Origin of the sequence: Afipia sp. DC4300-2b1, from assembly GCF_049895725.1 — a bacterium.
GTDB classification, from domain to species: Bacteria; Pseudomonadota; Alphaproteobacteria; order Rhizobiales; family Xanthobacteraceae; genus Afipia; species Afipia broomeae.
The window spans coordinates 295,495-320,739 of record NZ_JAFCSX010000004.1 but is presented as its reverse complement, the minus strand read 5'-3'; the positions used below and the strand labels follow the sequence as shown (position 1 = coordinate 320,739).

General features: G+C 62.6%; 22 protein-coding genes. 16 read left to right on the top strand and 6 right to left on the bottom strand.

Annotation, left to right across the window (positions count from 1 at the left end; translation table 11 throughout):
• Window positions 1–164: 164 nt before the first annotated feature.
• Window positions 165–1,211: a uroporphyrinogen decarboxylase gene (hemE, locus tag ACP7AL_RS18040; protein WP_425993342.1), complete on the top strand. Its 1,047-nt coding sequence runs from the start codon at window positions 165–167 to the stop codon at window positions 1,209–1,211.
• Here hemE and hemC read toward each other — a convergent pair.
• On the bottom strand, window positions 1,208–2,176 hold the full coding sequence (gene hemC, locus ACP7AL_RS18035; protein WP_425993592.1) for a hydroxymethylbilane synthase: 969 nt from the start codon (window positions 2,174–2,176) through the stop codon (window positions 1,208–1,210). The two genes, hemE and hemC, sit on opposite strands and share 4 nt — an antisense overlap.
• 152 nt (window positions 2,177–2,328) lie before the next feature.
• Here hemC and ACP7AL_RS18030 point away from each other — a divergent pair, with 152 nt between their 5' ends.
• Together ACP7AL_RS18030 and ACP7AL_RS18025 are read left to right on the top strand one after the other, a co-directional pair.
• Complete coding sequence (locus ACP7AL_RS18030; protein ID WP_425993341.1) at window positions 2,329–3,828, top strand: FAD/NAD(P)-binding protein; 1,500 nt, start codon at window positions 2,329–2,331, stop codon at window positions 3,826–3,828.
• Window positions 3,829–3,886: 58 nt separating this feature from the next.
• Window positions 3,887–4,702 carry an HpcH/HpaI aldolase/citrate lyase family protein gene (locus tag ACP7AL_RS18025; RefSeq protein ID WP_425993340.1) on the top strand — a complete coding sequence of 272 codons (816 nt, stop codon included), beginning with the start codon at window positions 3,887–3,889 and terminating at the stop codon, window positions 4,700–4,702.
• A gap of 20 nt (window positions 4,703–4,722) precedes the next feature.
• Here ACP7AL_RS18025 and ACP7AL_RS18020 read toward each other — a convergent pair whose 3' ends face one another.
• Entirely contained in the window at window positions 4,723–5,319 is a 597-nt protein-coding gene (locus tag ACP7AL_RS18020; protein ID WP_425993339.1) for a TetR/AcrR family transcriptional regulator, read from the bottom strand.
• 224 nt (window positions 5,320–5,543) lie between these two features.
• Here ACP7AL_RS18020 and ACP7AL_RS18015 point away from each other — a divergent pair, with 224 nt between their 5' ends.
• Both ACP7AL_RS18015 and ACP7AL_RS18010 read left to right on the top strand, forming a co-directional pair.
• Window positions 5,544–6,719 (top strand): efflux RND transporter periplasmic adaptor subunit, encoded by a 1,176-nt coding sequence (locus ACP7AL_RS18015; RefSeq protein WP_425993338.1) that lies wholly within the window; start codon window positions 5,544–5,546, stop codon window positions 6,717–6,719.
• A 151-nt stretch (window positions 6,720–6,870) separates the two neighbouring features.
• On the top strand, window positions 6,871–10,086 hold the full coding sequence (locus tag ACP7AL_RS18010) for an efflux RND transporter permease subunit (protein ID WP_425993337.1): 3,216 nt from the start codon (window positions 6,871–6,873) through the stop codon (window positions 10,084–10,086).
• Between the two features lie 182 nt (window positions 10,087–10,268).
• On the opposite strand, the gene hutX is transcribed toward ACP7AL_RS18010, so the two are convergent.
• From hutX to ACP7AL_RS17995, 3 genes are all read right to left on the bottom strand, one after another.
• A complete protein-coding gene (hutX, locus tag ACP7AL_RS18005; RefSeq protein WP_425993336.1) occupies window positions 10,269–10,769 on the bottom strand; it encodes a heme utilization cystosolic carrier protein HutX in 501 nt (166 codons plus the stop codon).
• Between the two features lie 3 nt (window positions 10,770–10,772).
• A complete protein-coding gene (locus ACP7AL_RS18000) occupies window positions 10,773–11,108 on the bottom strand; it encodes an antibiotic biosynthesis monooxygenase family protein (RefSeq protein ID WP_006019647.1) in 336 nt (111 codons plus the stop codon).
• Window positions 11,109–11,263: 155 nt separating this feature from the next.
• A complete protein-coding gene (locus ACP7AL_RS17995) occupies window positions 11,264–13,633 on the bottom strand; it encodes a TonB-dependent hemoglobin/transferrin/lactoferrin family receptor (protein ID WP_425993335.1) in 2,370 nt (789 codons plus the stop codon).
• A 244-nt stretch (window positions 13,634–13,877) separates the two neighbouring features.
• On the opposite strand from ACP7AL_RS17995, the gene ACP7AL_RS17990 reads away from it, so the two are divergent.
• The 11 genes from ACP7AL_RS17990 to ACP7AL_RS17940 all read left to right on the top strand — a co-directional run bounded on the left by ACP7AL_RS17990 (window position 13,878) and on the right by ACP7AL_RS17940 (window position 24,595).
• A complete protein-coding gene (locus ACP7AL_RS17990) occupies window positions 13,878–14,096 on the top strand; it encodes a hemin uptake protein HemP (protein ID WP_024920675.1) in 219 nt (72 codons plus the stop codon).
• A complete protein-coding gene (locus ACP7AL_RS17985; protein ID WP_425993334.1) occupies window positions 14,093–15,085 on the top strand; it encodes a heme/hemin ABC transporter substrate-binding protein in 993 nt (330 codons plus the stop codon). Before ACP7AL_RS17990 ends, ACP7AL_RS17985 begins: the two co-directional genes overlap by 4 nt.
• Window positions 15,086–15,132: 47 nt before the next feature.
• Window positions 15,133–16,176: a FecCD family ABC transporter permease gene (locus ACP7AL_RS17980; protein WP_425993333.1), complete on the top strand. Its 1,044-nt coding sequence runs from the start codon at window positions 15,133–15,135 to the stop codon at window positions 16,174–16,176.
• Window positions 16,173–16,967, top strand: a complete 795-nt coding sequence (locus tag ACP7AL_RS17975) for a heme ABC transporter ATP-binding protein (RefSeq protein WP_425993332.1) — start codon at window positions 16,173–16,175, stop codon at window positions 16,965–16,967. Before ACP7AL_RS17980 ends, ACP7AL_RS17975 begins: the two co-directional genes overlap by 4 nt.
• A 220-nt stretch (window positions 16,968–17,187) precedes the next feature.
• Window positions 17,188–17,994: a FadR/GntR family transcriptional regulator gene (locus ACP7AL_RS17970; RefSeq protein ID WP_006019641.1), complete on the top strand. Its 807-nt coding sequence runs from the start codon at window positions 17,188–17,190 to the stop codon at window positions 17,992–17,994.
• A gap of 292 nt (window positions 17,995–18,286) precedes the next feature.
• Complete coding sequence (locus tag ACP7AL_RS17965) at window positions 18,287–19,588, top strand: ABC transporter substrate-binding protein (protein WP_006019640.1); 1,302 nt, start codon at window positions 18,287–18,289, stop codon at window positions 19,586–19,588.
• Between the two features lie 90 nt (window positions 19,589–19,678).
• Window positions 19,679–20,575, top strand: coding sequence for a branched-chain amino acid ABC transporter permease (locus ACP7AL_RS17960; protein ID WP_024920679.1), 897 nt, complete (start codon window positions 19,679–19,681; stop codon window positions 20,573–20,575).
• On the top strand, window positions 20,575–21,564 hold the full coding sequence (locus ACP7AL_RS17955; protein ID WP_425993331.1) for a branched-chain amino acid ABC transporter permease: 990 nt from the start codon (window positions 20,575–20,577) through the stop codon (window positions 21,562–21,564). Before ACP7AL_RS17960 ends, ACP7AL_RS17955 begins: the two co-directional genes overlap by 1 nt.
• Window positions 21,561–22,310 (top strand): ABC transporter ATP-binding protein, encoded by a 750-nt coding sequence (locus ACP7AL_RS17950; protein WP_006019637.1) that lies wholly within the window; start codon window positions 21,561–21,563, stop codon window positions 22,308–22,310. Before ACP7AL_RS17955 ends, ACP7AL_RS17950 begins: the two co-directional genes overlap by 4 nt.
• The gene (locus ACP7AL_RS17945; protein WP_024920682.1) at window positions 22,307–22,969 is read left to right on the top strand and encodes an ATP-binding cassette domain-containing protein; all 663 of its coding nucleotides are present in this window, start codon (window positions 22,307–22,309) and stop codon (window positions 22,967–22,969) included. The genes ACP7AL_RS17950 and ACP7AL_RS17945 overlap by 4 nt, the downstream gene beginning before the upstream one ends.
• A 30-nt stretch (window positions 22,970–22,999) precedes the next feature.
• Window positions 23,000–24,595 (top strand): class I adenylate-forming enzyme family protein, encoded by a 1,596-nt coding sequence (locus ACP7AL_RS17940; protein ID WP_425993330.1) that lies wholly within the window; start codon window positions 23,000–23,002, stop codon window positions 24,593–24,595.
• Between the two features lie 66 nt (window positions 24,596–24,661).
• Here ACP7AL_RS17940 and ACP7AL_RS17935 read toward each other — a convergent pair whose 3' ends face one another.
• On the bottom strand, window positions 24,662–25,165 hold the full coding sequence (locus ACP7AL_RS17935) for a MarR family winged helix-turn-helix transcriptional regulator (RefSeq protein WP_425993329.1): 504 nt from the start codon (window positions 25,163–25,165) through the stop codon (window positions 24,662–24,664).
• Between the last annotated feature and the right edge of the window lie 80 nt (window positions 25,166–25,245).

The following is a 25,245-nucleotide window of genomic DNA, read 5'->3' as shown; positions in this document are numbered from 1 at the left end:
AGGTGCTCGCGGCGCGACAATGGTTCGGCCGGGCAAGGCTGCCATGTCTTCCGTTCTGAAAAGGAACGTATCAGGATGAACCGGACCGTCAACTGGTGGTCAAACGCTGAGACAGCGTGTATCAGGGCGGCGATAACTCCATTATCGCGCAACGGAATTTCCGCTTGAACAAGCCGCAGCCCGCTAAACCATTCCTCGACGTTCTCTCCGGAAGCCGCCGGGCCGTGCCGCCGGTCTGGATGATGCGGCAGGCCGGCCGTTACCTGCCCGAGTATCGCGAACTGCGCGCCACGGCTGGCAGTTTTCTCGACCTCTGCTTCAATCCCGAATGGGCCGCCGAGGTGACGCTGCAGCCGATCCGGCGCTTCGGTTTCGATGCCGCGATCATCTTCTCCGACATTCTGGTGATCCCGCATGCACTCGGACGCTCGGTGCGCTTTGAGGCCGGCGAAGGCCCCCGCCTCGATCCGCTCGATACGCCGGACAAGATCGCGACGCTGGCGACAACCGCCGACTTCACAAAGCTCGAACCCGTCTATGAGGCGCTGCGCCGGGTCCGCGCCGAACTCGATCCGAAAATCGCGCTGATCGGTTTCTGCGGCGCGCCGTGGACGGTCGCAACCTACATGGTCGCGGGCCAAGGGACGCCGGATCAGGCCCCGGCACGGATGCTGGCCTATCGCGCGCCCGATGCGTTTGCGAAAATCATCGACGTGCTGGTGGAAAACTCAATCCAGTATCTGCTGGGACAGCTCAAAGCCGGTGCCGACGCGCTGCAGATCTTCGACACCTGGGCCGGCGTGCTGCCGCCGCGCGAATTCCAGCGCTGGTCGGTTGAGCCGACGCGGCGGATCGTCGAAGGCGTGCGCGCAAAGGCGCCGAATGCGAAGATCATCGGCTTTCCGCGCGGCGCAGGCGCTCAACTGCCGATGTATGTCGGGCGCACCGGTGTCGACGGCGTCAGCATCGACTGGACGGCGGACCCGTCGCTGATCCGCGAGCGGGTGCAGAACCACGTCGCCGTGCAGGGCAATCTCGATCCGCTGGTCTTGATCGCAGGCGGCGCGGCCCTTGACCGCGCGGTCGATGACGCGCTGGCGAGTTACGCCAGCGGCCGATACATCTTCAATCTTGGCCACGGCATCCAGCCGGAAACGCCCATCGCGCATGCCGAACAGATGCTCAAGCGCGTACGGGATTATAAAGGCTAGACAGGCCGCGATCGCTCGATGATCGCCGCCGCGCCCTGCGCCAGCAGATCGAACGCCACCGCGCGGCCAAGCTCGCGCGGTTTGTCCGCAGGTCCGGTGCGGGTTGCCTCAAGCAACTGATCGCCCTCCAGATCGAGCACTGACGCAGTCAGCGACATTTCGCGGCCGTTGATCGTTGAGAACCCGGCGATTGGCGAATTGCAGTGGCCGTTGAGCACCCAGAGCACTTCGCGCTCGGCATCGGCAGACAGATGCGCGGCGGGATCGTCGATCAGCGCGAGATATTGGCGCGTCCGCCAGTCGTTCGCTGCACATTCGACTGCGACGATGCCCTGCCCTGCGGCCGGCAGCATTTCAAGCGCGGTGAATTCGTGCGCGATGCGGCCTGCAAGCCCGACACGCTCCAGTCCCGAACGTGCCATGATCAGCGCATCGGCCGGGCCGACTTCGCCGCCGTCCGCGAGCTTTTGCATTTCGCCGTTGTCGAGCTTTCGCACCCGCGTATCGGCCGCGCCGCGGAAATGAATCACCTCGATCTCGGGAAACAGCCGCCGCGCGTAGGCCGCACGTCGCACGGCATTGGTGCCGAGCTTGAAGCCCTTGCCTTTGGTACGCTTCAGATCGTCGAACGTTACGCCTGCGCGCAGCACCAGCGCATCGGTCGGCGGATCGCGCGACAGCGTCGCACCGATCACAAGGCCCGGCGTGTCTTCGTTGCCCGGCATGTCCTTGAGCGAATGCATCGCCGCGTGCAGCTTTCCGGCGATCACGGCCTCGCGAATTTCGGCGACGAATGCGCCGCCCTTGCCTCCGTGCGGCAGCAGCAAACCGGTCTGATCCTGATCGCCGCGCGTCTCGAACTTGACGATCTCGACGTCCAGATCCCGCGCAGCAGCGGTGAGCTGGCGTGCGATTTCCTCGGTCTGCGCAAGCGCCATGGTACTTTTGCGCGTTCCGATACGCATGGAAATTGCTGCCACGTCTGCTCCATCTGGGGGCGAATTATTCGAGCACGATCCGGAAAAACGGAAACCGTTTCCGGCCGGTTCATGGTCATATACAGGATGGCGCACAATACGGCGAGCGGTCCCCCGAATGCAACGCATGGGCATCGAAAATGACGGGCAGCGATGCTTTCAGGCTCTGGACGCCGGGCTCATCATTCGGTCTTGATGCGGGTATGATCCAGCGTGCCCCGTCATCCACCGGCGAGAAGCCGCGTGTCGTCATTATCGGCGGCGGGTTTTCCGGCGCTGTGCTGGCGTGGCATCTGCACCGCACCGCGCCCCACCGCCACGACATCATCGTCATCGAGCCGCGCGATGAGATCGGCCGCGGCCTCGCCTACGACAGCAGCGATCCGGCGCACCGGATCAATGTGCCGGCGCTGAAAATGAACCTCGACTTCGATGAGGAAGGCCATTTCGAACAATGGCTGATCGCAGCGGGATATCCCGCGCGCGATCCTAAATCGATAATCGCCGACGTGCACCTGTTCCCGACACGCGCGGCCTTTGGCGATTATGTCAACGCCCATGTCCGTGAACTCGGCGACGCGGTGACGCACCACAAGACAAAAGCCCGCACTGTCGTTCAACTTGAGAGTGGCTACCGCGTCCCGTGCGAGAACGGCGACGACGTTTACGCCGATGCCGTGGTGCTCGCCGTGTGCCACACCCCGCCGCAAGTGCCGTCGTCGATCACGTCGCTGCGCCATCATCCGCGATTTGTCGCCAACCCGTGGCAGACGGACGCGCTGCGCAGCATCGCGCCGAACGATCGCGTGCTGATTGTCGGCACCGGACTGACCATGGCGGACATCGTCGCCTCGCTCGATCGCCAGGGCCATCGCGGCAAGATCACCGCAGTCTCGCGGCGCGGCCTTCGCTCGCAAACACATGCGGCACAGTTCACCGACCCGTTCGGCGATTTCGCCAGCGAACCTTCGCGCACCGCGCTGTCGTTGCTGCGGCATGTCCGCCGCTCCATTGCGCAGGCCGCCCGCCAAGGATTGTCATGGCATCCGGTGCTCGATCAGTTGCGGCTGCAAGGCTTCGACATCTGGCATGCGCTGCCGCTGCCCGAACGTGCCCGGCTGATCCGCCATCTACGTCCGTTCTGGGACACCTCTCGGTTTCGGATCGCGCCTCAAGTGGATGATGTGATCGTGCGGCGGATCGCGGACGGCACCCTGACAATTCAGGCCGCGTCGGTGCGTGCGGGCAAAAGCGCGGGGCACGACATCGCCGTCGATCTACGCGCGCGGCGCAGCCAGACGTGGGAGCCGGCATCGTTCGACGCCGTCGTGATCGCAACCGGCCCGGCCCATGGCACGGTGTTCGAGAGCAATCCGCTGCTCCAACATCTCGGCAGCAACGGCCTCGCCCGCCCCGATCCGCTTGGTCTCGGCATCGATGTCGATCTTCAGGGCCGCGCCATTGGACGAGACGGAGGGATCGCCGAGCACCTGTATGTAGCAGGTCCGCTGGCGCGCGGCACCTTCGGCGAACTCATGGGCGCGCCGGATCTGGCGCGGCATGCCCGCAGCATCGCCGAAACCATCGCGCACGCGGATATCCGCGCGGCGCGGTTGCCTCCGCATCCCGTCCAAGCTTAAAACAGGCTCATCATGCGCAGGCGCGCTCCGCGCCGCGCACCTGCCTGCCGGAGATGCAATGACGTCCGCCCTCGCGCGCATCGGTTTTCTTGCGCCCTTGTTCGTTCCAGCCACCCGGCCCGACCGGTATTTCAAGGCGGCCTCGTCCGGCGCCGACGGCGTCATCATCGATCTTGAGGATGCAGTCGCTGCAAACGAGAAGGAAGCCGCGCGCGCGACTCTGGTTGCTGCGTCCCTGCCGCCCAATTCCATTGTCCGCGTCAATGCGTTCGGGACCCGCTGGCATGAGGCGGACGTCGTGGCGATGAAAGGTCTCGGCATCGCCGGGATCATGCTGCCGAAAGCGGAAACCGCCGGACATTTGGAGAGCGTGCGCGCCGTGCTGGGCGATCTGCCGGTGATTTCACTGATCGAATCCGCGCAGGGCGTCGCGGGCGTCCGCGAGATCGCCGCGCATTCCGACCGGCTCGCGTTCGGCTATATCGACTTCAGCGCCGATGTCGGTTGCAGCATGGAGCGCGATGCACTGCTGATGGCCCGTGCGGAGATCGTACTCGCATCAAGGCTGGCCGGATTGCTGCCGCCACTCGAAGGCGTGACGCCGTCGTTCGACGATCCGGCGCTGGTGGAAGACGACGCGCGTTATGCGGCATCGATGGGTTTCGGCGGCAAGCTCTGCATTCATCCCAAGCAGATTGCGCCGACGCTGGCGGGATTCCGGCCGTCGCAAACAGACATCGACTGGGCGACGAAGATCGCAAACTCGGGAGATGGTGCAGTGTCGGTCGACGGCATGATGGTCGATGCACCGGTGCGCCTGCGTGCTCAGCGCATTCTTGCGGCGGCAAAAGCCTGCGACGCCGCCGGGGGCTAGGCTTCCATCTATAGGTAGGCTCAGGCCGCGACCGGCGGCCAGGTCATCAGAACCATCTCGACGATCTTCTTGAGTTCGTCGCGCTTGGCTCCGCCGACGGCCTGCACCGCAAGCCCCTGCGAAATCGTCGCGATGTAGCGCGCCAGCGCCGCGGGGTCCGCCGCGTGGGGGAGATCGCCTTCAAATTTGGCGCGCTCGAATCGCGCGCGCAAATCGCTTTCGAACTGGCTGCGGCGCACGCGCAACTCCTGCTTGATCGATTCAGCCGCATCACCACCGGTCAACGCGCCATTGATAGAGAGACATCCTGCGGGGCATTCGGGATCGGTCACGGCATCCACTTCGCTGTAGAGCAAGTTCTCCACAACGGCACGTGCGGTCGGCAGCAGCAGCGCACGCTTGGTGTAGCCCGCCGGGCCGTCGATATAAGAATCGAACGCTTTGCGGAAAAGTTCTTCCTTGTTGCCGAACGCGGCATAAAGCGACGGTTTGGTAATACCCATCGCTTCGGTCAGGTCCGCCATCGACGCGCCCTCGTATCCCTTCTCCCAGAAAACGTGCAGAGCGTTTTCCAGAGCCTGGTCGAGGTCGAATTCGCGGGGTCGTCCGATCGCCACAATAAGAACCTTTCTGATTTTGTACCTTTCGTTAGATATGTCCCTTGACGGCGAAAGTCCAAGTCCCATTTATACCGAGCGTTACAGTTGCAGCGCAGCAATAAAACACTGCAACTTGGGGGCAAATCGGAACTTTATTCTCTCGTCAGATGACGATCCCCCGCAACGCATTGAAATAACAGCGATTTGCGTTTGGGGCGCGAAGCGCAAAAGTGGGGTCGATAATGAAAAGCCTTTCAAAGAGAACGAGCCTGATTGGAGCCAGCGTTGGTCTGGTCATTCTGGCAGCCGTTGGAGCCCTGATCTCAACCACCTCGAACAACCGGGCCAAGGCGGATGCTGCGGCCCCACCACCGGCGACTCCGGTTTCGGTCGCGGACGTCAGGGAACGGGAAACGGCGATCTGGGACGAGTTCTCTGGACGCCTCGAAGCCGTCGAGCAGGTTGAAGTCCGCTCGCGCGTCGCGGGCGCCATCCAGGAAATCCGTTTCCGCGAAGGCGCGCTGGTTCAGAAGGACGACATTCTCGTCGTGATCGATCCGGCGCTCTATGCCGCCGAGGTTGCCCGCGCGGAAGCTCAGGTCGCCGCCGCGCAGTCGCGTCTCGTCTTCACCAAGAGCGATTACGAGCGCGGCCAGCAACTGACCGGCTCCAACACCATTTCGCAGCGCGATCAGGATAACCGCATCAACGCCTATCGCGAAGCGGAAGCCAACCTCAAGGCCGCACAGGCCACCCTAAAAACCGCGCAGCTCAATCTCGGCTACACCGAAGTCCGCGCGCCCGTCACGGGCCGGGTCGGCAAGCGCGAGATCACCGTCGGCAATCTGATCGCCGCCGGTCCAGGTTCGCCGCTGCTGACCACCATCGTCTCGACCTCGCCGATCTATGCCAGCTTCAACGCCGACGAGCAGGTCGTCCTGCGTGCGCTCGACGCGCTCGGCAAGGACGATGCGGCATCGAAGACCGGCCGCATCCCCGTCAAGATGGGCACCGCCACCAGCAATGGCCTGCCGTTCGAGGGCCAGATGCAGCTGATCGACAACCAGGTCGATGCACGCAGCGGCACAGTGCGGGTCCGCGCCATCTTCGACAACAAGGATGGCCGCCTGATCCCGGGACAATTCGTCCGCCTGCAGATGGGTCAGCCCAAGACCGAACGCGCCATGATGATCAACGAGCGCGCCGTCGGCACCGACCAGAACAAGAAGTACGTGATGGTCGTGAACAAGGAGAACAAGGCCGAATATCGCGAAGTCTCGCTCGGCGTCGCTGTCGACGGCCTGCGCGTGGTCACCGCCGGCCTGAAGCCGGGCGAGCAGATCGTCGTCAAGGGAATGCAGCGCATTCGCCCCGGCGCGCCTGTCGCACCCGAAGTGATTGCGATGGACGCGAACTGACGCAGAGCGTTCCCCATCAACAACGTTATTGCGAGCGAAGCGAAGCAATCCATCGCTGAGAAAAGAAAAGCTGGATTGCTTCGTCGCTACGCTCCTCGCAATGACGGCATCAGACAGTCGACTGCAACAAAAACAATAATGAGATGACGTCATGAATATCTCGAGATTTTTTATCGACCGGCCGATTTTCGCCGGCGTGCTGTCGGCGCTGATCCTGCTTGCGGGTTTGCTGTCGCTGCCTGCGCTGCCGATCTCCGAATATCCGGAAGTTGCGCCGCCCATCGTAACGGTACGCGCGCTCTATCCCGGCGCCAACCCCAAGGTCATCATTGAATCGGTCGCGACGCCGCTCGAAGAGCAGATCAACGGCGTCGAGAACATGCTTTATATGAACAGCCAGGCGACCACCGACGGCGTGCTGACCCTCAACGTCACCTTCCGTCTCGGCACCAATCCCGACCTTGCGCAGCAGATGGTTCAGAACCGCGTCTCGCAGGCGGAGTCGCGGCTGCCGGCGGTGACGCGCCAGCTCGGCATCACCACGGTGAAGAGCTCGCCAAACATCACGCTGGTGGTGCATCTGCTGTCGCCGAACGACCGCTACGACACCACCTACCTGCGCAACTTCGGTGTGCTCAATGTGAAGGACCGCCTCGCCCGTATCCGCGGCGTCGGTCAGGTCCAGATCTGGGGCGCCGGCGATTACGCCATGCGCGTCTGGCTCGACCCGCAAAAGGTGGCCGAGCTCGGTCTGTCACCCGGTGACATCACCCGCGAAATCCAGGCGCAGAACGTCGAGGCCGCGGCCGGCACCGTCGGCGGCGCGCCGAACTCCGCTGACGTCACGTTGCAGATGCCGCTCAACGCGCAGGGCCGCCTGAAGGACGAGCAGGAATTCGGCGATATCGTCATCAAGACCGGGCAGAACGGTGAAATCACCCGTCTGCGCGACGTCGCACGGATCGAGCTTGGCGCGTCCGAATATGCGCTGCGTTCGCAGATCGACAACAAATCCGCGGTCGGCATCGGCATCTTCCAGGCACCCGGCGCCAACGCGCTCGCGATCGCCGACGAAGTCCACTCGGTCATGAAGCAGATCAAGGCGAACATGCCGGAGGGCGTCGATTATCGCATCGCCTACGATCCGACGCGGTTCATCCGCGCGTCGATCGAAGCCGTGATCCACACCCTGCTTGAGGCCATCGCGCTGGTGGTGCTGGTCGTCATCCTGTTCCTGCAGACCTGGCGCGCGTCGATCATTCCCCTGATCTCGGTGCCGGTCTCGATCATCGGCACCTTCGCGGTGCTGCTGCTGTTCGGCTATTCGATCAACGCGCTGAGCCTGTTCGGGCTGGTGCTCGCCATCGGCATCGTGGTCGACGACGCCATCGTCGTGGTCGAGAACGTCGAGCGCAACATCGAGGAAGGATTGTCGCCGCGCGATGCGACCTATCGCGCCATGAACGAGGTGTCGGGACCGATTATCGCCATCGCGCTGGTGCTGGTCGCGGTGTTCGTGCCGCTCGGCTTCATCAGCGGCCTCACCGGCCAGTTCTACAAGCAGTTCGCCATGACCATCGCGATCTCGACGGTGATCTCCGCGATCAACTCGCTGACGCTGTCGCCGGCACTCGCAGCCCTTCTGTTGAAGGGCCACGATCAGCCGAAGGATGCGCTCAGCCGCGGCATGGACAAGGTCCTCGGCGGCTTCTTCCGGCGGTTCAACAACCTCTTTCAGAAGGCTTCGGATTCCTACAGCGGCGGCGTCAAGCAGGTGATCTCACGCAAAGCCGCGGTGATGGGCGTCTATCTGGTGCTGATTGGCGTCACCGCGGTGCTGTTCAGGGTCGTCCCCGGGGGTTTCGTGCCGTTGCAGGACAAGCAGTATCTGATCGGCTTTGCCCAGCTTCAGGAAGGCGCCACGCTCGACCGTACCGAAGAGGTGATGCGGCGAATGTCCGAGATCGCCATGCAGCAGCCCGGCGTTGAAAGCGCCGTAGCCTTCCCGGGCCTGTCGATCAACGGCTTCACCAACTCGTCCAGCGCAGGCATCGTGTTCTCGACGCTGAAGCCCTTCGGGGAACGCAAGGACCCGTCGCTCAGCGCCAACGCCATCGCTGCGGAGCTGAACAAGAAGTACACGGTCATTCAGGATGCCTTCGTGGCCATGCTGCCGCCGCCGCCGGTCGACGGCCTCGGCACCACCGGCGGCTTCAAGCTCCAGCTCGAAGATCAGGTCGGCCTCGGCTACGAGGCGCTGGACGAAGCCAAGAAGGCCTTCCTCGCAAAAGCGATGCAGGCGCCGGAGCTGACGGGATTGTTCTCGAGCTACAAGGTCGACGTCCCGCAGCTTTACGCGGACATCGACCGCACCCGCGCGCGTCAGCTCAACGTGCCGATCACCAGCATCTTCGAGACGCTGCAGGTTTACCTCGGCTCGTACTACGTGAACGACTTCAACAAATTCGGCCGCGTCTACTCGGTGCGCGTGCAGGCCGACGGCAAGTTCCGCGCAAGGCCGGAAGATGTCGGTCAGCTGAAGGTCCGCTCGACCACCGGCGAAATGATTCCGCTCTCGGTGCTGTTGAAGCTGCAATCCGCCGCCGGTCCTGAAAGCGCGATGCGCTATAACGGCTTCCTCGCGGCGGACATCAACGGCAACAACGCGCCGGGCTATTCCACCGGCCAGGCCCAAGCAGCGGTCGCACGCATCGCCAACGAGACGCTGCCCAAGGGCATCGGCTTCGAGTGGACCGACCTGACCTATCAGGAGATCATCGCAGGCAACACCTCGCTCTACATCTTCCCGATCGTGATGCTGCTGGTGTTCCTGGTGCTCGCTGCGCAGTATGAAAGCCTGATGCTGCCGCTGGCGATCATCATGATCGTGCCGATGTCGCTGCTGGCCGCGATGTTCGGGGTCTGGATCACCGGCAACGACAACAACATCTTCACCCAGATCGGCCTGTTCGTTCTGGTCGGGTTGTCGGCGAAGAACGCGATCCTGATCGTGGAGTTCGCGCGCGAACTTGAGTTCGCCGGGCGCACGCCGATCGCCGCGGCGATCGAGGCCAGCCGTCTGCGGTTGCGGCCGATCCTGATGACGTCCATCGCCTTCATCATGGGTGTGGTGCCGCTGGTGACGTCTGTCGGCGCAGGCGCGGAGATGCGTCACGCCATGGGCATCGCGGTGTTCTCCGGCATGATCGGCGTCACGGCGTTCGGTATTTTCTTCACGCCGGTGTTCTACGTCCTGCTGCGGGGCCTCACCGGTAACAAGCCGCTGGTCCAGCACGGCGACAGCCCGATCGAGCCAGTCCCGGTCGCTCATACCGCACCTCATGCGCTGAAGGACGCGGCTGAATAGCCTGCCATGCCCGGCAGGCCACACGATGGCGCAAAGCTGCATTGCCCGTGACAGCGATGTGCCCGCGACGAAGCGATCCGGTCCTTGCCCCTCCAAGCCGGATCGCTTCAGTCGCACCTTCTGCAAAAGAAAATGGCCGGGAATCACCCCGGCCATTTTTATTCTTCAGATCGCGAAGATGGTCAGCTCAATTTCTTCGCCAAAGCGCGAAACTTCTCGAGCTGGTCTGTCTTCAGCGCGCGATTCTCGTCGCGGCCGACGAACACCTTGAACATCACGCCGCCGTCGACGTTAAGAAACGCCGCAAAGGCCGACGGCTTGCCCATGAACGGGCGTTCGACGAAGGCGATGCCGCCGCAGCGCTCATGGCGCAGATGGCCGTGCATCCCCTTCGGCTTCATGATGTTGTAGTAGCCACGCCCGATCTCGCCGCCGCCCACCGGCTCGGTGACCTCGAAGATGCCGTCCTCGGTGTGGATGATCAGCGTCACCTCGCCCCATGTCGCGATGTCCTGCATCGCGGGCACGAAGGCCGAGCCCGGCGCAAAGCTGCGCATCTCGTCCGGCAGCGCCTCGATCACGGCACGCGCCGTGACGTTCTTCTCCCGTGCGACGTCTTCGATGACGCCGCCCGGATTTTCCGCCATGTGCTTTTTCAGATCGGCCAGATCAGTGCTCAGCATGGATCAGGCCGCCGCACTGGACTTGCGCTCGGTCTGGATCACCTCGAAGCCCTCGAACTTCGGATGGCCGAGATAAAGGCTCTCGCCGGTCTGGTTGTCGGCGCGGGCATGCGCCTTGCGGAATTGCTCAGACTTGGTCCAGGCCTCGAACGCCGCCTTGTCCGCCCACAACGTATGAGTTGAATACAGCGTGTGATCGTCAGCTTTCGGCCCGCGCAGCAGATTGAATTCGATGAAACCCGCGAGTTCGCTGAGATAGGATTCGCGCGTCGACCACACGGTCTCGAACGCCTGCTCGGAGCCTGTCTTCACCTGAAAACGGTTCATCGCGATAAACATTGGTCTTCTCCTGTTTGTCTCATTGTAAGGCCGAATGGCCGGTTATCAAAGTGTCGTTCACGAGAGCCTGCGCTGAAACGCAGCGAGCCGCGCAGAAAAGCTCTGCGCGGCAACCTCTTTTGCTTTTCAAAAAGCAGTGACTGATCGTTCTGCGTTCAGCTTCCTCCGAAGTGGTATTTGAGCCCGGCCTTGTAGACGATGCCCGCGCCGGCGCTGGCCCACAGCACGTCGTTCTGCGGAGACGTGAAGTCGGCGGCGCGCGGAATGGCATAAGGCCGGTAGTACTGGTTCAGAAGATTCTCGACCGAGAAGTTCAGCGCGAAATCCTTGGTCGGCTTCACTTGCAGATAGAGGTTGACCAGATCGTAGGACGTGCCGGGCAGATACGTGACCGGGATGTCGGTATTGCTCTTCACCGACGTCCACATCGCCGACAGTACGACCTGATTGTCGAGGAAGCGCAGGCCCGCGGTCGTCGTCACCTTCTGCGGCTGGATGCTGTACAGGCCGATGTTGGTCTGGGTGTTCTTGCCTTCCTGCAGCGTCACCGACACACCGACGAAGAAGTCGTTGGCATCGTACATCGTTTCAGCTTCGAAGCCCTGGATCCGGGCATGTGCGATGTTCTGATACTGAAGATACGTGGTCGGAAACACGCCCGGAATCGGCGGGAAGGAATTGAACGGAGGCCCGGTGAACTGGACGCTGTCGATATAGTCATCGACGTCGTTGCGGAACACGTTGAACTTGCCGCGGAAGCTGTCGCCGGCTCTGAACAGACCGTTCTGCTTGATGTTGACGCCGACCTCCTTGGTCTTGCCGACTTCAGGACGCAGATTGGGATTCGGCAGGAAGCAGAAGAAACCGCGCGTGCCATCGGGGCAGATCGAAAAGTCGCCTTGCCCGGCGCCGGTCGCGACGTGAGCACCGTTCACGAGCGTCTCGGTGATCGAAGGCGCGCGATATCCCTCGGCGTAGCTGATGTAGGGCGTCATCACGGCAGCGGGCATCAGCCCGACAGTGATTTTCGGCGAGAAGCGGTCGCCGCTGGCGGACCCCGCCGACGAGTTTAATTGATAGTTGTCGTAACGGACCGCACCTACCATCTCGAGCAGCGAGGTGTAGTTGGTCTTCCACTGAACGAACGCGCCGGTGACCGTGCGTTCACCGCCGGGCGTGGTCTTGTTGGAGTTGCCGCTCTTGTCGAAGGTTGAAACGTCGTCGCGGAAACCGTCACCGCCGTAAGTCACGGCATGACGCCAGTCGCCGGTTTCAAAGCGGGACGTGTTGTGAACATCGAAACCGAAGGTGTCGATCAGATAGCCGCGCTGGTCGCCGACGCAGCCGGTGATGCTGTTGCCCGGTTGACCGCCGGTGCAGTTGCCGGTGGCCAGTGCGGAGTTGTGCAGGGTCTTGACCTGCTGGCTGTCGGTCCGATTCCAGTAGATTTTCGCATCCCAGTCGAAAATCTGATCGTCAGGCCGGGAGTACTTCCAGCCGAGCGTTGTCGTGTAGTTCTTCAGGTTGGTCGCATACACCGAGGTGCCGTTGCCCGCAGAGCCCGGCTGCGCGAAAGGCTGTCCCAGCGGGCGGCGCGGCTGGCCGACATTGTAGATGTCTTCCTGGAAGATTCCGCCGAGCTTGATTTCATGACCGTCGGCAGGACGAACGGTCAGCTTTGCGATACCGCTCGACAGCCGCTGCGCGGTGTTCTCGACCGGAATGCCAAGACCGTCCTTGTAGTTGTCCTGCGTCGAGTAAGTGCCGCCCGCGAACACGTCGACATTCGGATTGACGTGGACGCCGCCGAAGATCGAGCCCAGCGCGCGGCCGTGGTTGGTGCCGAAGATCGTATTGGTATCGACGCCCCAGCGCTCCCCGGGACGCACCACATCCTGGATATCCTTGGTGCGGAACGACGCCACGCCGCCGATCGCGCCCGAGCCATAGATGTTGGCCGTCGGGCCGCGCACGATGTCGATGCCGCCGATCAGTTCTGGATTGAGGAAGAACGAACCGTTCGAGTTGTGGCCGGTGCGCTGATAGTTCTGGCGTGCGCCATCGACGACGACCGCAACGCGGCCGAAGTCCTGCAGGCCGCGAATATTGATCGATGTCGATGGATCGTCGCCGCGATCCTGTATCCAGACACCTGGCATGGTGTAGACGAGATCGCCGATGCGCGTGGCCTGACGTCCCTGAATCTGCTCCAGCGTCATGACGCTGACCGGCGCCAGCGCATCGATCGCGCGCTCCTGGGTTTTGGATGCGGCAACCGTGATTTCATCCAGCGACTGATAGACCGGCTGGCCGATCTGCGCGTTGGCATTCATTGGATTGCTCGGCACCGGCACTTCCGCCATCGGCGCGCCCGCGCGTTTGCGCTTGATCGGTTTCGGCTTGGCAGGTTGCACGGAAGCATCGGCAGATTGCGCATGCACCGGTGTGGCCGCGACCACTCCCCCCAGCGCAACAACAGACACGGATAATAGCAGCGCGCACGCGCGCGCATTCAGCCCCAGCATGACAGCCCCAAATCTCAACTTGTTTTTGCGTGATGCGGCTGGCGGGCATCGCCCGAAGGCGGCTGGCTGGCTGTCGTAGAATCCCGTTGGTCTGCGCCAACGCGTTGCCACTTTTCGTAAAATGATCGGGCTGGGTCAAGCCGACGAACGATCAGTTTAAACCTATTGTAAACTGGAGTGTTGGAATTCGCGCGCCGACAAACCTAAGAACAACATGACTTCCAAAACTGGACGCGCAAAACGTATGAATGCTGGCTCTCCTCACGATCCCGACGGCTCCTCGGGCAAAGATGCCGGCGATAAATCTAGAACGACTCTAATTGAGCGTTCGATCCCTTTGACGGATAACCATATCAACAGCCGCGACCTGTTCCTCACCTCGCGCGAGATCATGATCGTGCACGGCGAGGACACGTATCGTCTGCGGTTGACTGCGCAAAACAAGCTGATCCTGACCAAATGAAAAGCAGAACGCCGGCTTCCCGAACGATTGGCGCGACGTTTGGCGTCACATTCGCCCTCACTGCTGGCCTTTGCGTCAGCGTCGTCTCGTTTGCGGCGGCGCGCGCCGAAGGTATCATCATCCACGACGCACGCGGCCGCGACGTAACCATCGGCAACACGTCGCGCATCATCTCGATCGGCGGCGCGATCACCGAGATTCTGTATGCGCTCGGTCTTCAGGACAAAATCGTCGGCATCGACAGCACGAGTCTTTATCCGCCGAAGGCGCTCGGCGAAAAGCCGAATGTCGGATACATGCGGCAATTGAGCGCAGAAGGCGTGCTCGGCCTTAACCCGCAATTGATCCTTGCGATCGAAGGCTCCGGCCCGAAGGAAACTCTCGAAGTTATCGAGGCGGCAAAAATTCCGTTTGTGTCGTTCCCCGAGACTTACACGGAGCAAGGGCTGATCGATAAGATCAAGCTGGTTGCGCATGCGATGGATGCGGACGCACGCGGCGCCTGTCTCGCTGCCGCAGTCAGCAGCGACCTCGCCGAACTCAAGAAATTGCGCGACGGCGTCAAGCAGCCCGCGCGCGTGATGTTCGTGATGTCGTTCCTCAACGGGCGGCCGATGGTCGCCGGACACAAGACCGCGGCGAACGAGATCATCAAGCTCGCCGGCGGCGTGAATGCGGTGGATGGCTTCGACGGCTACAAGCCGGTCAACGACGAAGCCATCGTCGCGGCCAGGCCGGACGTCATTCTCACCATGCAGCGCGGCCGCGAGCAGCTCGAGGCGGAGGCTGTGTTCGCCAATCCGTCATTCGCGCTGACGCCTGCCGCCGCGAAGAAATCATTCGTCGCGATGGACGGGCTGTACCTGCTCGGCTTCGGACCGCGCACCGCCGCCGCAGCCCGCGATCTCGCGCTGTCGCTTTATCCCGGCCTCAACGAGAAGGCTGCGACGTGGAAGCCGGCGGCGCTTTCCGTCGACTGCCATAAATGACGGTGACAGAAACGACGCCATTGGCTTCTGCCAGACCCGGTGGGTCCATGCGCCCCTCCGCAATTGCCGTATACGCTGTTCTGACCGCGGGTGTACTCGCAGTCGCGCTGCTGGCGACCACCGTCGGCGCGGCCGGCATTCCGCTGCACCGTCTTGCGGCTGCGCTCGGACTGAATATCGCCGGCGCCGATCCCGCGTTGCTCGCGCGTGACGAACTCGTGCTGTGGTCAATCCGGATACCGCGCATCGCGATTGCCGGCATGATCGGAGGCCTGCTCGCACTGTCCGGCGCCATCATGCAGGGCCTGTTCCGCAATCCTCTTGCCGATCCGGCGCTGGTCGGCGTCTCGAGCGGCGGCGCGTTTGCCGCCGCATCAGCCATCGTGATCTCGGACAGTGCGTGGGGCGCGAGCTTCCGCTTCATGCAACTGGAGTTGTTGCCGGTCGCAGCGTTCGCAGGCTCGCTGCTGACCACCACCATCCTCTACAAGATCGCCAGCCGCGAGGGCCGCACCTCGGTTGCGATTTTCCTGCTCGCAGGGCTCGCCATCGCGGCCATTGCCAACGCCGGCATCGGGCTTCTGGTGTTCGTCGCCGATGACCGCCAGTTGCGCGACATCACCTTCTGGCTGCTTGGTTCGTTGAGTGGCGCGACCTGGCCGAAAGCCGGGATGGTCGCACCCGTCGCGTTGCTTGCGGTGCTGGCGATCCCGCTGATAGCGCGCGGTCTCGATGTGCTGGTGCTGGGTGAAGCGGAAGCCTTTCACACCGGCGTCGATGTCGAGCGGCTGAAGAAGATCTCGATCGTGCTGATTTCCGCGATGACCGGCGTCGCAGTGTCGATCTGCGGCGTGGTCGGCTTTGTCGGCATCGTGGTCCCGCATCTGTTGCGCATTGTCATCGGGCCAGGCCACCGGCTGCTGCTGCCCGCCTCGGTTTTCCTTGGAGCCATTCTCCTTATATTGGCCGATACCATCGCGCGCGTATTGGCCGCGCCCGCCGAGGTGCCGATCGGAATTCTCACCGCTGCGCTTGGCGCACCGTTCTTCCTATTTATCCTGCTGCGGCAACGAAAGCTGATCGCGTCGTGACCTCCTCTCGCCCCGCGCTGATCGAGGCCGATGCGGTCTGCATGAAAGTCCGGCAGGCGACGCTGCTCGATCGCGTGAGCGCACGGGTGCATGGCGGCGAAACCGTCGCCATCGTCGGACCCAACGGCGCGGGAAAGTCGACATTGCTGCGGCTGTTGTCCGGCGATCTTCGCTGCACGGGCGGCGGTGTCCGTCTCAAGGGCCGGGACCTCGCGTCGTTCTCCTCGCGCGATCTCGCGAACCACCGCGTCATGCTGTCCCAGCACGTCAATGTCTCTTTCCCGTTCACGGTCGAGGAGATCGTCGCCATGGGCGCCGGCGATCGCCCACGCTCCATCGCAGCACCGCTGGCTGATGCCGCCATTGCCGAACTGGATCTGACACCGTTCCGCCACCGTGAATTGCCGACTCTGTCGGGCGGCGAACAGCAGCGCGCGCATTTCGCACGTGTTCTTGTTCAGCTTGCCTGCGGCGAAGCCGAACAGGGCCCCGGCGTTCTGCTGCTGGACGAGCCGACCTCCAGCCTCGATCTGCGCCATCAGATCAATCTCGTCGAAACTGCAAAGCGCCGGGCGCGCACCGGCACCGCGGTGGTCGCGGTGCTGCACGATCTCAATCTTGCCGTGCGCTTCGCCGACCGCATCATCGTTCTGCGCAAGGGAACGGTCGCCGCCGACGGCAGCCCTGCCGAGACGATCACCAACGAAATGATCCGCGACGTGTTTGATGTCGAGACCAGCATCGGCTCCGAAGACGGCCAGCCCTACGTGCTGCTTCAGCGCATGCAGTAATGCCTTTACGGCGACCGCTCACCGTGCGTTTTCATATTCCGCACATCGAATTCAACACGCTGGATACTGCGCCGCACGCGCGGCCGATTGCCGTTTCGGCTCGCATCCGTTATGTCTGATCGAGATACAGCTCCGGCCTCCTGCATTGCAGCACGCACAACATCGGATGTTTAACATCGGATGATTGTAGCCATGAACGCCGGTGTGCTAGCGTCCCTGCATGAAGTCGCCGGTCAAGCCTCGCCCGAAAACCGCCAGCAAGCTCGTGAAGCCCGGCCGCATCCAGGCCGTGCTGCGCACGCTCGGCAGCGAGATCGCACAGGATCTGATTCCGGTCGGCTCGACGCTGCCGCCAGAGCACGATCTTGAAAGCCGCTTCGGCGTCGGACGCGGCGTGGTGCGCGAGGCGATCAAGACGCTCGCCGCCAAGGGACTGGTCAGCGTCCGCCCCCGCCACGGCACCCATGTGCGGCCGCGCGGCGACTGGAGCCTGCTCGACCGCGATGTGCTGAGCTGGCTGATCAGCAAAGACGAGCCCAATCGCGATCTGCTGCTTGCGCTTCAGGAAGTGCGCCTGATCATAGAGCCGGCAGCCGCCGCTCTCGCCGCCGAACGCGCAACAGCCAAAGACCGCCGTCGCATCATGACCGCGCTCGCCGCGATGGAAGCCTCGCACGACGTGCCGACCGCCATCATCGCGGACAAGGCCTTTCATCTCGCGATCATCGACGCCACGCATAATCCGGTGCTTCAAGGGTTTCGCGGCGCCATCGACACCATCCTGAGCGCCGTGTTCATGGTCGCCACCGGCAGCCCGGGCTGGTTCAACGAGAATCTGCCGAACCACGCCATCGCCGCGCGCGCCATTGATGAGGGCAATGCCGAGAAAGCCCGCGCAGCGATGCAGCAGGTGCTCGGCTACACGCAGTTCAAGCTGTCGACGAAGAGGAAATACGGACGCAACGCGAAAATCTCGCCGCGCCAACAGACGGTCAACGGCAAGCTCAGGAAGAAGCGCGTCGCATGATGCGACCGCAGACCCGCGCCTGTGACACCCGGTTCGCGGTACGAACCGGCACGCCGCGGCGCGCCTGCGAGGGCATGCTCAACGCGCGGTTGGCATTGATGCAAGTCCTTTGTGCAAATTCTGCAACGCCTGTTCGCATCAACTCCCGTGCACGCTTTCGTCGCACGCCTGGACAACCGGAATCGTAGACGCGCGCCAAAAGCCCGCTTAAGCTGGCATCGAACCACTGACATCCGGCAAACGGATGCGGACACAAAGAACCGGCACGACCGGACAATTCGGGAGGAACAATATGAAGCGCTTCACGCGAACACTTGGGTTGCTGACGGCCTGCTCCGCCGCTGCTTTGGCTTTCACCGGCCCGTCATCGGCACAGGAGACCTTCAAGGTCGGCATCGTCACATTCCTGTCGGGTCCCGCAGCCGAGAGCTTCGGCGTCCCGGCCGGCAAGGCTGCCGAATTCGTCATCGGCGAACTGAACAAGGGCGCCGGGCCGGCTCCCTACAATAAAGTCGGCTTCGGCGGCATGAAGATCGAGCCCGTCGTCATCGACGAGAACGGCGGCGCGACCAAGCAGGTGCAGGAGCTGCGCAACCTCTATCAGCGCGACAATGTCGATGCCGTCATCGGCTATATCGGCTCCGGCGACTGCCTTGCGGTTGCTCCCATCGCGGAAGAACTGAAGAAGCCGCTGTTCCTGTTCGACTGCGGAACGCCGCGTATCTTCGAGGAAGCGAAATACAACTACGTCTTCCGCACGGCTGCCCACGCCACCCAGGATAACGTCGGGCTGATCCGCTACATGAAGCAGAAGAACATCAAGATGGATACGTTCTCGGCCATCAACCAGGATTACGCCTGGGGCCAGGACAGCCGGGCCGACTTCGTCGCGGCCGCGGCCCAGCTTTATCCAAATGCGAAGCTCAATGCCGATCTGCTGCCGAAGTTCGGCGCCGGCCAGTACGGCACCGAGATCTCGGCGCTGGTGTCCGCCGGCTCTGATGTCGTCTATTCCAGCCTTTGGGGCGGCGACCTGCAGGCCTTCATTCTGCAGTCGGTGCCACGCGGCCTCGCCAAGCGCAGCCAGCTCGTCCTCAGCGCCGCCGACCACGTCCTGCCGCCGCTCGGCGACAAGATGCCAGATGGCGTCATTATCGGCGCACGCGGTTCCTATGGTCTGATGTCGCCGAAGACCCCGCTCAACGAGTGGTTCTTCAACGGCTATGAGAAGGCCCACGGCACCTATCCCGTGCAGGCGTCCTATCGCGTCACGCAGTCGATCCTCGGCGTGAAGAGTGCGGTCGAGAAGGCGATGGCGAAGAACGGCGGCAAGAAGCCGAGCGCTGATGAACTGGTCGCTGCGATGACCGGCTCCGAGTGGGAGAGCCCAGGCGGCCTGATCCAGATGAAGAACGGCGACGGCCATCAGGCCATCCAGCCGATCTCGTTCAGCCGCACCAAGTACAACGCCGAAAAGAAGCGCGTCGATCTGGTGGATATCGTCAACTTCGAAGCCGAATGCGTCAACCCGCCTCCGGGTGTGAAGGCGATCGACTGGATCAAGGGCGGAATGAAGAACGACAAGTGCAAGTAATCTCCTGCGCTTGATGGCCACCGGGCGGCGCGACGATGTGAATCTCGCGCCGTCTATCTCTTCGCTGCAACTCCGGCCTGAATCACGTTCATGAATACGTTTCTTACGGTCATCCTCGACGGCCTGATCCAGGCATCATGGCTCTTTATTGTGGCGCTGGGCCTGACCCTCGTTTTCGGCGTGCTCAAGATTCTCAACATCGCGCATGGCGGCTTCTACGCGCTCGGCGCCTATCTCGCCGCGACCGTCGTCACGATGGCCGCGGCGCACAAGGTGCCGCCGGGGCTCGGCTTTGTCCTGATGCTGGTGTCGGTGGCCGCTATCGCCGCAGTCATCGGCCTCCTGATGGAGCGCGGGCTCATCAAACTTTTCTATGGCCGCGATGAAGTCGTGCTGCTGCTGGTGACCTACGCGGTATTTCTGATTTTTGAGGACGCGACCAAACTGATCTGGGGCGTCAATCCGATCTATGCGAACCAGCCCTATGAACTGTTCGGCAATGCCGAGTTCGCCGGGTTGTTCTACGTCGGCTACGATCTCATGCTGATCCCGTTTTCGGCTGTGATCGGTTTCGCGGTGTGGTTCGCCCTCAACCGCACCACCACCGGAAAGATCGTCACCGCCGTGATCCATAACGCCGAAATGAGCGCGAGCATGGGCGTGAAGATCAATCGCGTCTACGCGCTGGCCTTTGCCTTTGGCGTCATGCTCGCGGCGCTGGCCGGCGGCCTGACTGCGCCGAAGATTTCGGTTCAGCCCGGATTGAGCTCGGAGATTATCATCCTGAGTTTCGCCATCGTGGTGATCGGCGGCCTCGGCAGCATCGAAGGCGCCGCCGTCGGCGCCATCCTCGTCGGCATGGCGCGGGCCGCCTCGGTCCACCTGCTGCCGCAGGCCGAGCTGTTCATGATCTATCTTATCATGGCCGCGGTGCTGATGTTCAGGCCGGAAGGTCTGTTCCGCCGTGAAGTCGCGAGGCGCATCTGATGAAGTACGCCACGCACCCTCTCGCTCTTCTGGGCGTTGTCGTTCTCGCCGTGCTGTTCGGCCGCATCATTCCGGCATGGACGCTGTCGCTCGCGACCGTCGCTGCCTCCAAGGCGCTTGTCGCGCTCGGCATCGTGGTGCTTGCGCGGACAGGCAACGTCTCATTCGGACAGGGCCTGTTCTATGCCGGCGGCGGCTATGGCGTCGCGCTGATCGCCATCACCTTCGGCGTCACAGACGCCGTCGCGCAGGTGCTGATCGGCGCGGTGTTCGGGGGCCTGCTTGGCCTGATCATCGGCCCGCTGATTGCGCGTTACACCGGCATCTTCTTCGGCATGCTGACGCTGGCGCTGTCGATGGTGCTTTACGGCGCGTTGGTCAAGACAACCATTCTCGGCGGGTCGGACGGCTTCAATGTCGGCCGCCCCACCCTGTTCGGCGCGGTGTTCAACGATCCGCGCGAGGCAGACTTCATGCTTTATGCGGTGTCGATCGTCGCCACTGGCCTTGCGGGCATCTTCGCGACCATCCTGTTCCGCTCGCAGTTCGGGCTGACAAGCCTTGCGGTGCGCGAAAACAACCTTCGTGTCGAGTATCTCGGCACCTCGGCGAACCGCATCGTCACCATCAACTTCGTGATCGCCGCGACCTTCGCAGGCGCCAGCGGCGCGCTCGCTCTGATGGCGCAGCGGCATATCGATCCTGAATTTGCCTACTGGACCACGTCCGGCGAATTCGTCTTCGTCGCCGTCCTTGCCGGAACGCAGAGCGTCGCGGCGGTATTCGTGTCAGCGCTCGCCCTCGAACTGGTGCGCTCGTTCTCGAACCTCTACCTTCCGAACACATGGCAGCTCGTGCTTGGCGTGTTCCTGCTGGCGGTCATCCTGTTCCTGCCGCGGGGCATCGGCTCGCTCTGGAGCGGGAAAAAACGTAAAGTGTCCGAACCGCGACCGGACGCGGCCATCGCCGAGAAAGGATCGGCGTCATGAAGCCCGTCCTCTCCGTGCGCGGACTCCAGAAGCGTTTCGGCGCGGTGGTCGCCGCCGACAATGTCAGCATCGATATCCCCGCCGGTCAAAAGCTCTGCCTGATCGGCGCGAACGGCGCCGGCAAGACCACCTTCGTCAACATGGTGACGGGCTACATGAAGCCCGACAGCGGGGCGATCGAACTCGACGGCTCGCCGATCGGCCGGCGTTCGCCGCGCGATGTCGCCAGGCTCGGAATCTCGCGCTCGTTCCAGATCCCGCAGCTTTTCATCGAACTGACTGCTGCCGAAAACCTCACTGTCGCGGTTTCCAGCGCCGCAGGCGGACGGCTGTCGTTGACGGTTCCGGCGGAAGCCGGCGATCGGCATGACAAAGCGCTGGCGTTGCTGGATCGCTTCGGTCTCAAGGGGCACGCCGATCGGCCGGTGTCCGAACTGGCCGGCGGCGTCCGCAAACTGGTCGACATCGCCATGGCGCTGGCGCGGCGTCCGAAACTGCTGCTGCTGGACGAGCCGACCTCCGGCGTTTCGGCCGAAGAGAAATTCGCCACCATGGACCGCGTCATCAACGCCGTCTCGGAAGAGGCCGCCACCATCGTCTTCGTCGAACATGACATGGATATCGTCAGCAAATATGCCGACCGTGTCGTCGCCTTCTACAACGGCCGCATCCTGGCCGACGGCGAGCCGTCAACGGTGCTGAAAGACAATGAAGTCCGCCGTTATGTGACAGGAGGCGCAAAATGACCGCTTCCCGCTCCCTGCTCGAGATCGACAATCTCGCGGTCGAAATCCAGTCGATGCCAGCGCTGCGCGGCTTCACCATGCATCTCACAGAGGGCGGCATGGTCAGCCTGGTCGGCCGCAACGGCGCCGGCAAGACCACCCTGATGCGCTCGATCATGGGTCATCTCACACCGAAGCGCGGCACGATCCGTTTCGGCGGCGAGGATCTGGCGGCCTTGCCGCGTCACGCCCGCGCGGGTCTCGGCATCGGCTACATGCCGGAAGACCGCGGTCTGGTGCCGCAACTGACGGTGGAGGAGAATATTCTTCTGCCGCTGTGGGTCGCGAAGGATGTCGACCGCAAGGCGCGGCTGGATTTCGTCTACGAGGTGATCGGCGAGCTCGTCGCCATGCGCGATCGCAAGGCGCTGCTGCTCAGCGGCGGGCAACAGAAGCTGGTGGCGCTGGGCCGCGCGCTGGGCATTGGAACCAGGTGCCTGCTGCTCGACGAGCCATTCGAAGGAATCGCACCTGCCCTGTCCGAGAGAATCTCCGACGTGCTTGCCTCGCTCAAGGGCAAGGGTTTAACTGTGTTGATGTCGCAATCCGATTTGAATCATTCGCATAGTTTGTTCGATGCAGAATTTGTGATCGAGCGCGGGGCTAATTTTTCAACCTGACGCGCCGATCAGGACAGGTAGCTTAAATCCATGGACTGGTCGAAATACCCGATTCCGGCAATGCGGCTGGAAACCCGCTTCGGCGACCGTATCGTGCCCGCCTTCGAGAGCCGCCCGGCGAACATCTGGGACATGGTCGCTGAAGCCGCAGCGCGCAATCCGGATGGCGAGGCGCTGGTCTGCGGCGATGAACGGATGACATGGCGCGAGGTCGCGCAGAAATCCGCGCAGGTCGCAGCCGGCTTCAAGGAGATCGGGTTGAAGCCCGGTGACCGTATCGCGCTCCTGCTCGGAAACCGCATCGAGTTCGTGCTCGCGCTTTATGGCGCGGCGCATCTGGGTCTCGTCAGCGTGATGCTGAGCACGCGGCAGCAGAAGCCCGAGATTGCCTATGTTCTGGCAGACTGCGGCGCGGCGCTGATTATCCATGAAGACGGAATGGCGGACCGGCTGCCCGATCCCAACGAGATTCCAACCCTGCTTCACCGCGTCTCGATCGGCGTAACCGACGGCTCGCTGGCGTTTCAGGATCTGATCGCGACTGAGACGTCGCAAGTACCGGTGGCTGTCGGCGAACAAGACACCGCGATGATTCTCTATACATCGGGCACCACGGGCAAGCCGAAGGGCGCGATGCTCGCCCACTGCAATCTGATCCATTCGGCGATGATCTACGAGGCCTGCCTCGAACTGACACCAGCCGACCGTTCGATTGCGGCCGTTCCACTGGCGCATGTCACCGGCATTGCCGCCAACATCATGGCCATGGCCCGCTGCGCCGGTGCGCTCATCATCGTTGCGGAATTCAAGGCCGCGGAATACCTCAAGATCGCAGCGCGCGAACGCGTTACGCAGACCGTGATGGTGCCTGCGATGTACAATCTCTGCCTGTTGCAGGCGGACTTCGATAGCTACGATCTTTCCGCTTGGCGCATCGGCGGCTATGGCGGCGCGCCGATGCCGGTCGCGACCATCGAGAAGCTGGCGCAAAAGCTTCCCGGACTGAACCTCGTCAACGCCTACGGCTCGACCGAAACGTCATCGCCATCGACGATCATGCCGCCGGCATTCACCGCGAGCCACAGCGACAGCGTCGGCCTGCCCTGTCCCGGCGCGCACATTATCGTTGTCGACGCGACCGGACGCGAACTGCCGCGCGGCGAGATCGGCGAAATCTGGATTCACAGCGGCTCGGTCATCAAGGGTTACTGGAATAACCCGCGCGCGACGGCGGAAAGTTTCACCGCCGGCTACTGGCATTCGGGCGATCTCGGATCGATCGACGAGCAGAATTTTGTTCGCGTGTTCGACCGGCAGAAGGACATGATCAACCGCGGTGGCCTGAAGATCTATTCCGCCGAGGTCGAGTCGGTTCTCGCCAGTCATCCCGACGTGGTGGAAAGCGCCATCGTCGCGCGGCCGTGTCCGGTGCTCGGCGAGCGCGTTCACGCCGTCGTGGTCGTGCGCTCGAACATCGACCAGCCCACCCTGCGTGCGTGGTGCGCCGAGCGTCTGTCTGACTACAAAGTCCCCGAGACTATCGCGATCAGCACCGATCCGCTGCCACGTAACGCCAACGGCAAGGTGATGAAGAAAAATCTGCGCGACGCGCTGGTTGAGTCCTGAGCGAAAACGCCAGACACCGTTTCGCCTTTTGCATCCGGGTTTGCCGCCGTTTCGCCTTTTGCGAAATCAGGACCTTGCGCGGACGCCCTTCGCCCTGGGTGGCTCGGTGGCCTCCGTGTCCCCGGCTGTCTCCTTGATCCGCGCCTTCATCTCGACTAGCGTTTCCAGCGTTGATTCAAGGGCAGCTTTCGGGATGTCGTGGAGCACATCGGTGGCGATGTCGTCCCGCAGACTGTCGAGATCGTCCACCAGCCGCCGTCCTTTGGCAGTCAGAAACAGCCGGTTGGCGCGGCGGTCATTTGGATCGACCCTGCGTTCAAGCAATTTTTGCTCAACCAGTCTATCGAGCAGCCGCACAAGCGAAATCGGCTGAAGCTCAAGCACATCTGCGAGATCGACCTGCATCAGTCCTTCCTGCTGCCGCAATCGGAACAGCACAATCCACTGCGCACGGGTGGTTCCACGGTCCTTCGCCCGCTGATCGATGTGGTTACGCAGGAGGCGCGACGTCTCAACCAGTTGCGCCACCAGTTGCCGTTTCAGATCGAGCCACTGGACGGAGCGCGACATCGAACCTTGCCAATAATTAATGATGCGCCTGCATACTAAGTGCAGGCTTATTAGTTTATGATAGAGGCAGGCCGGCGGAA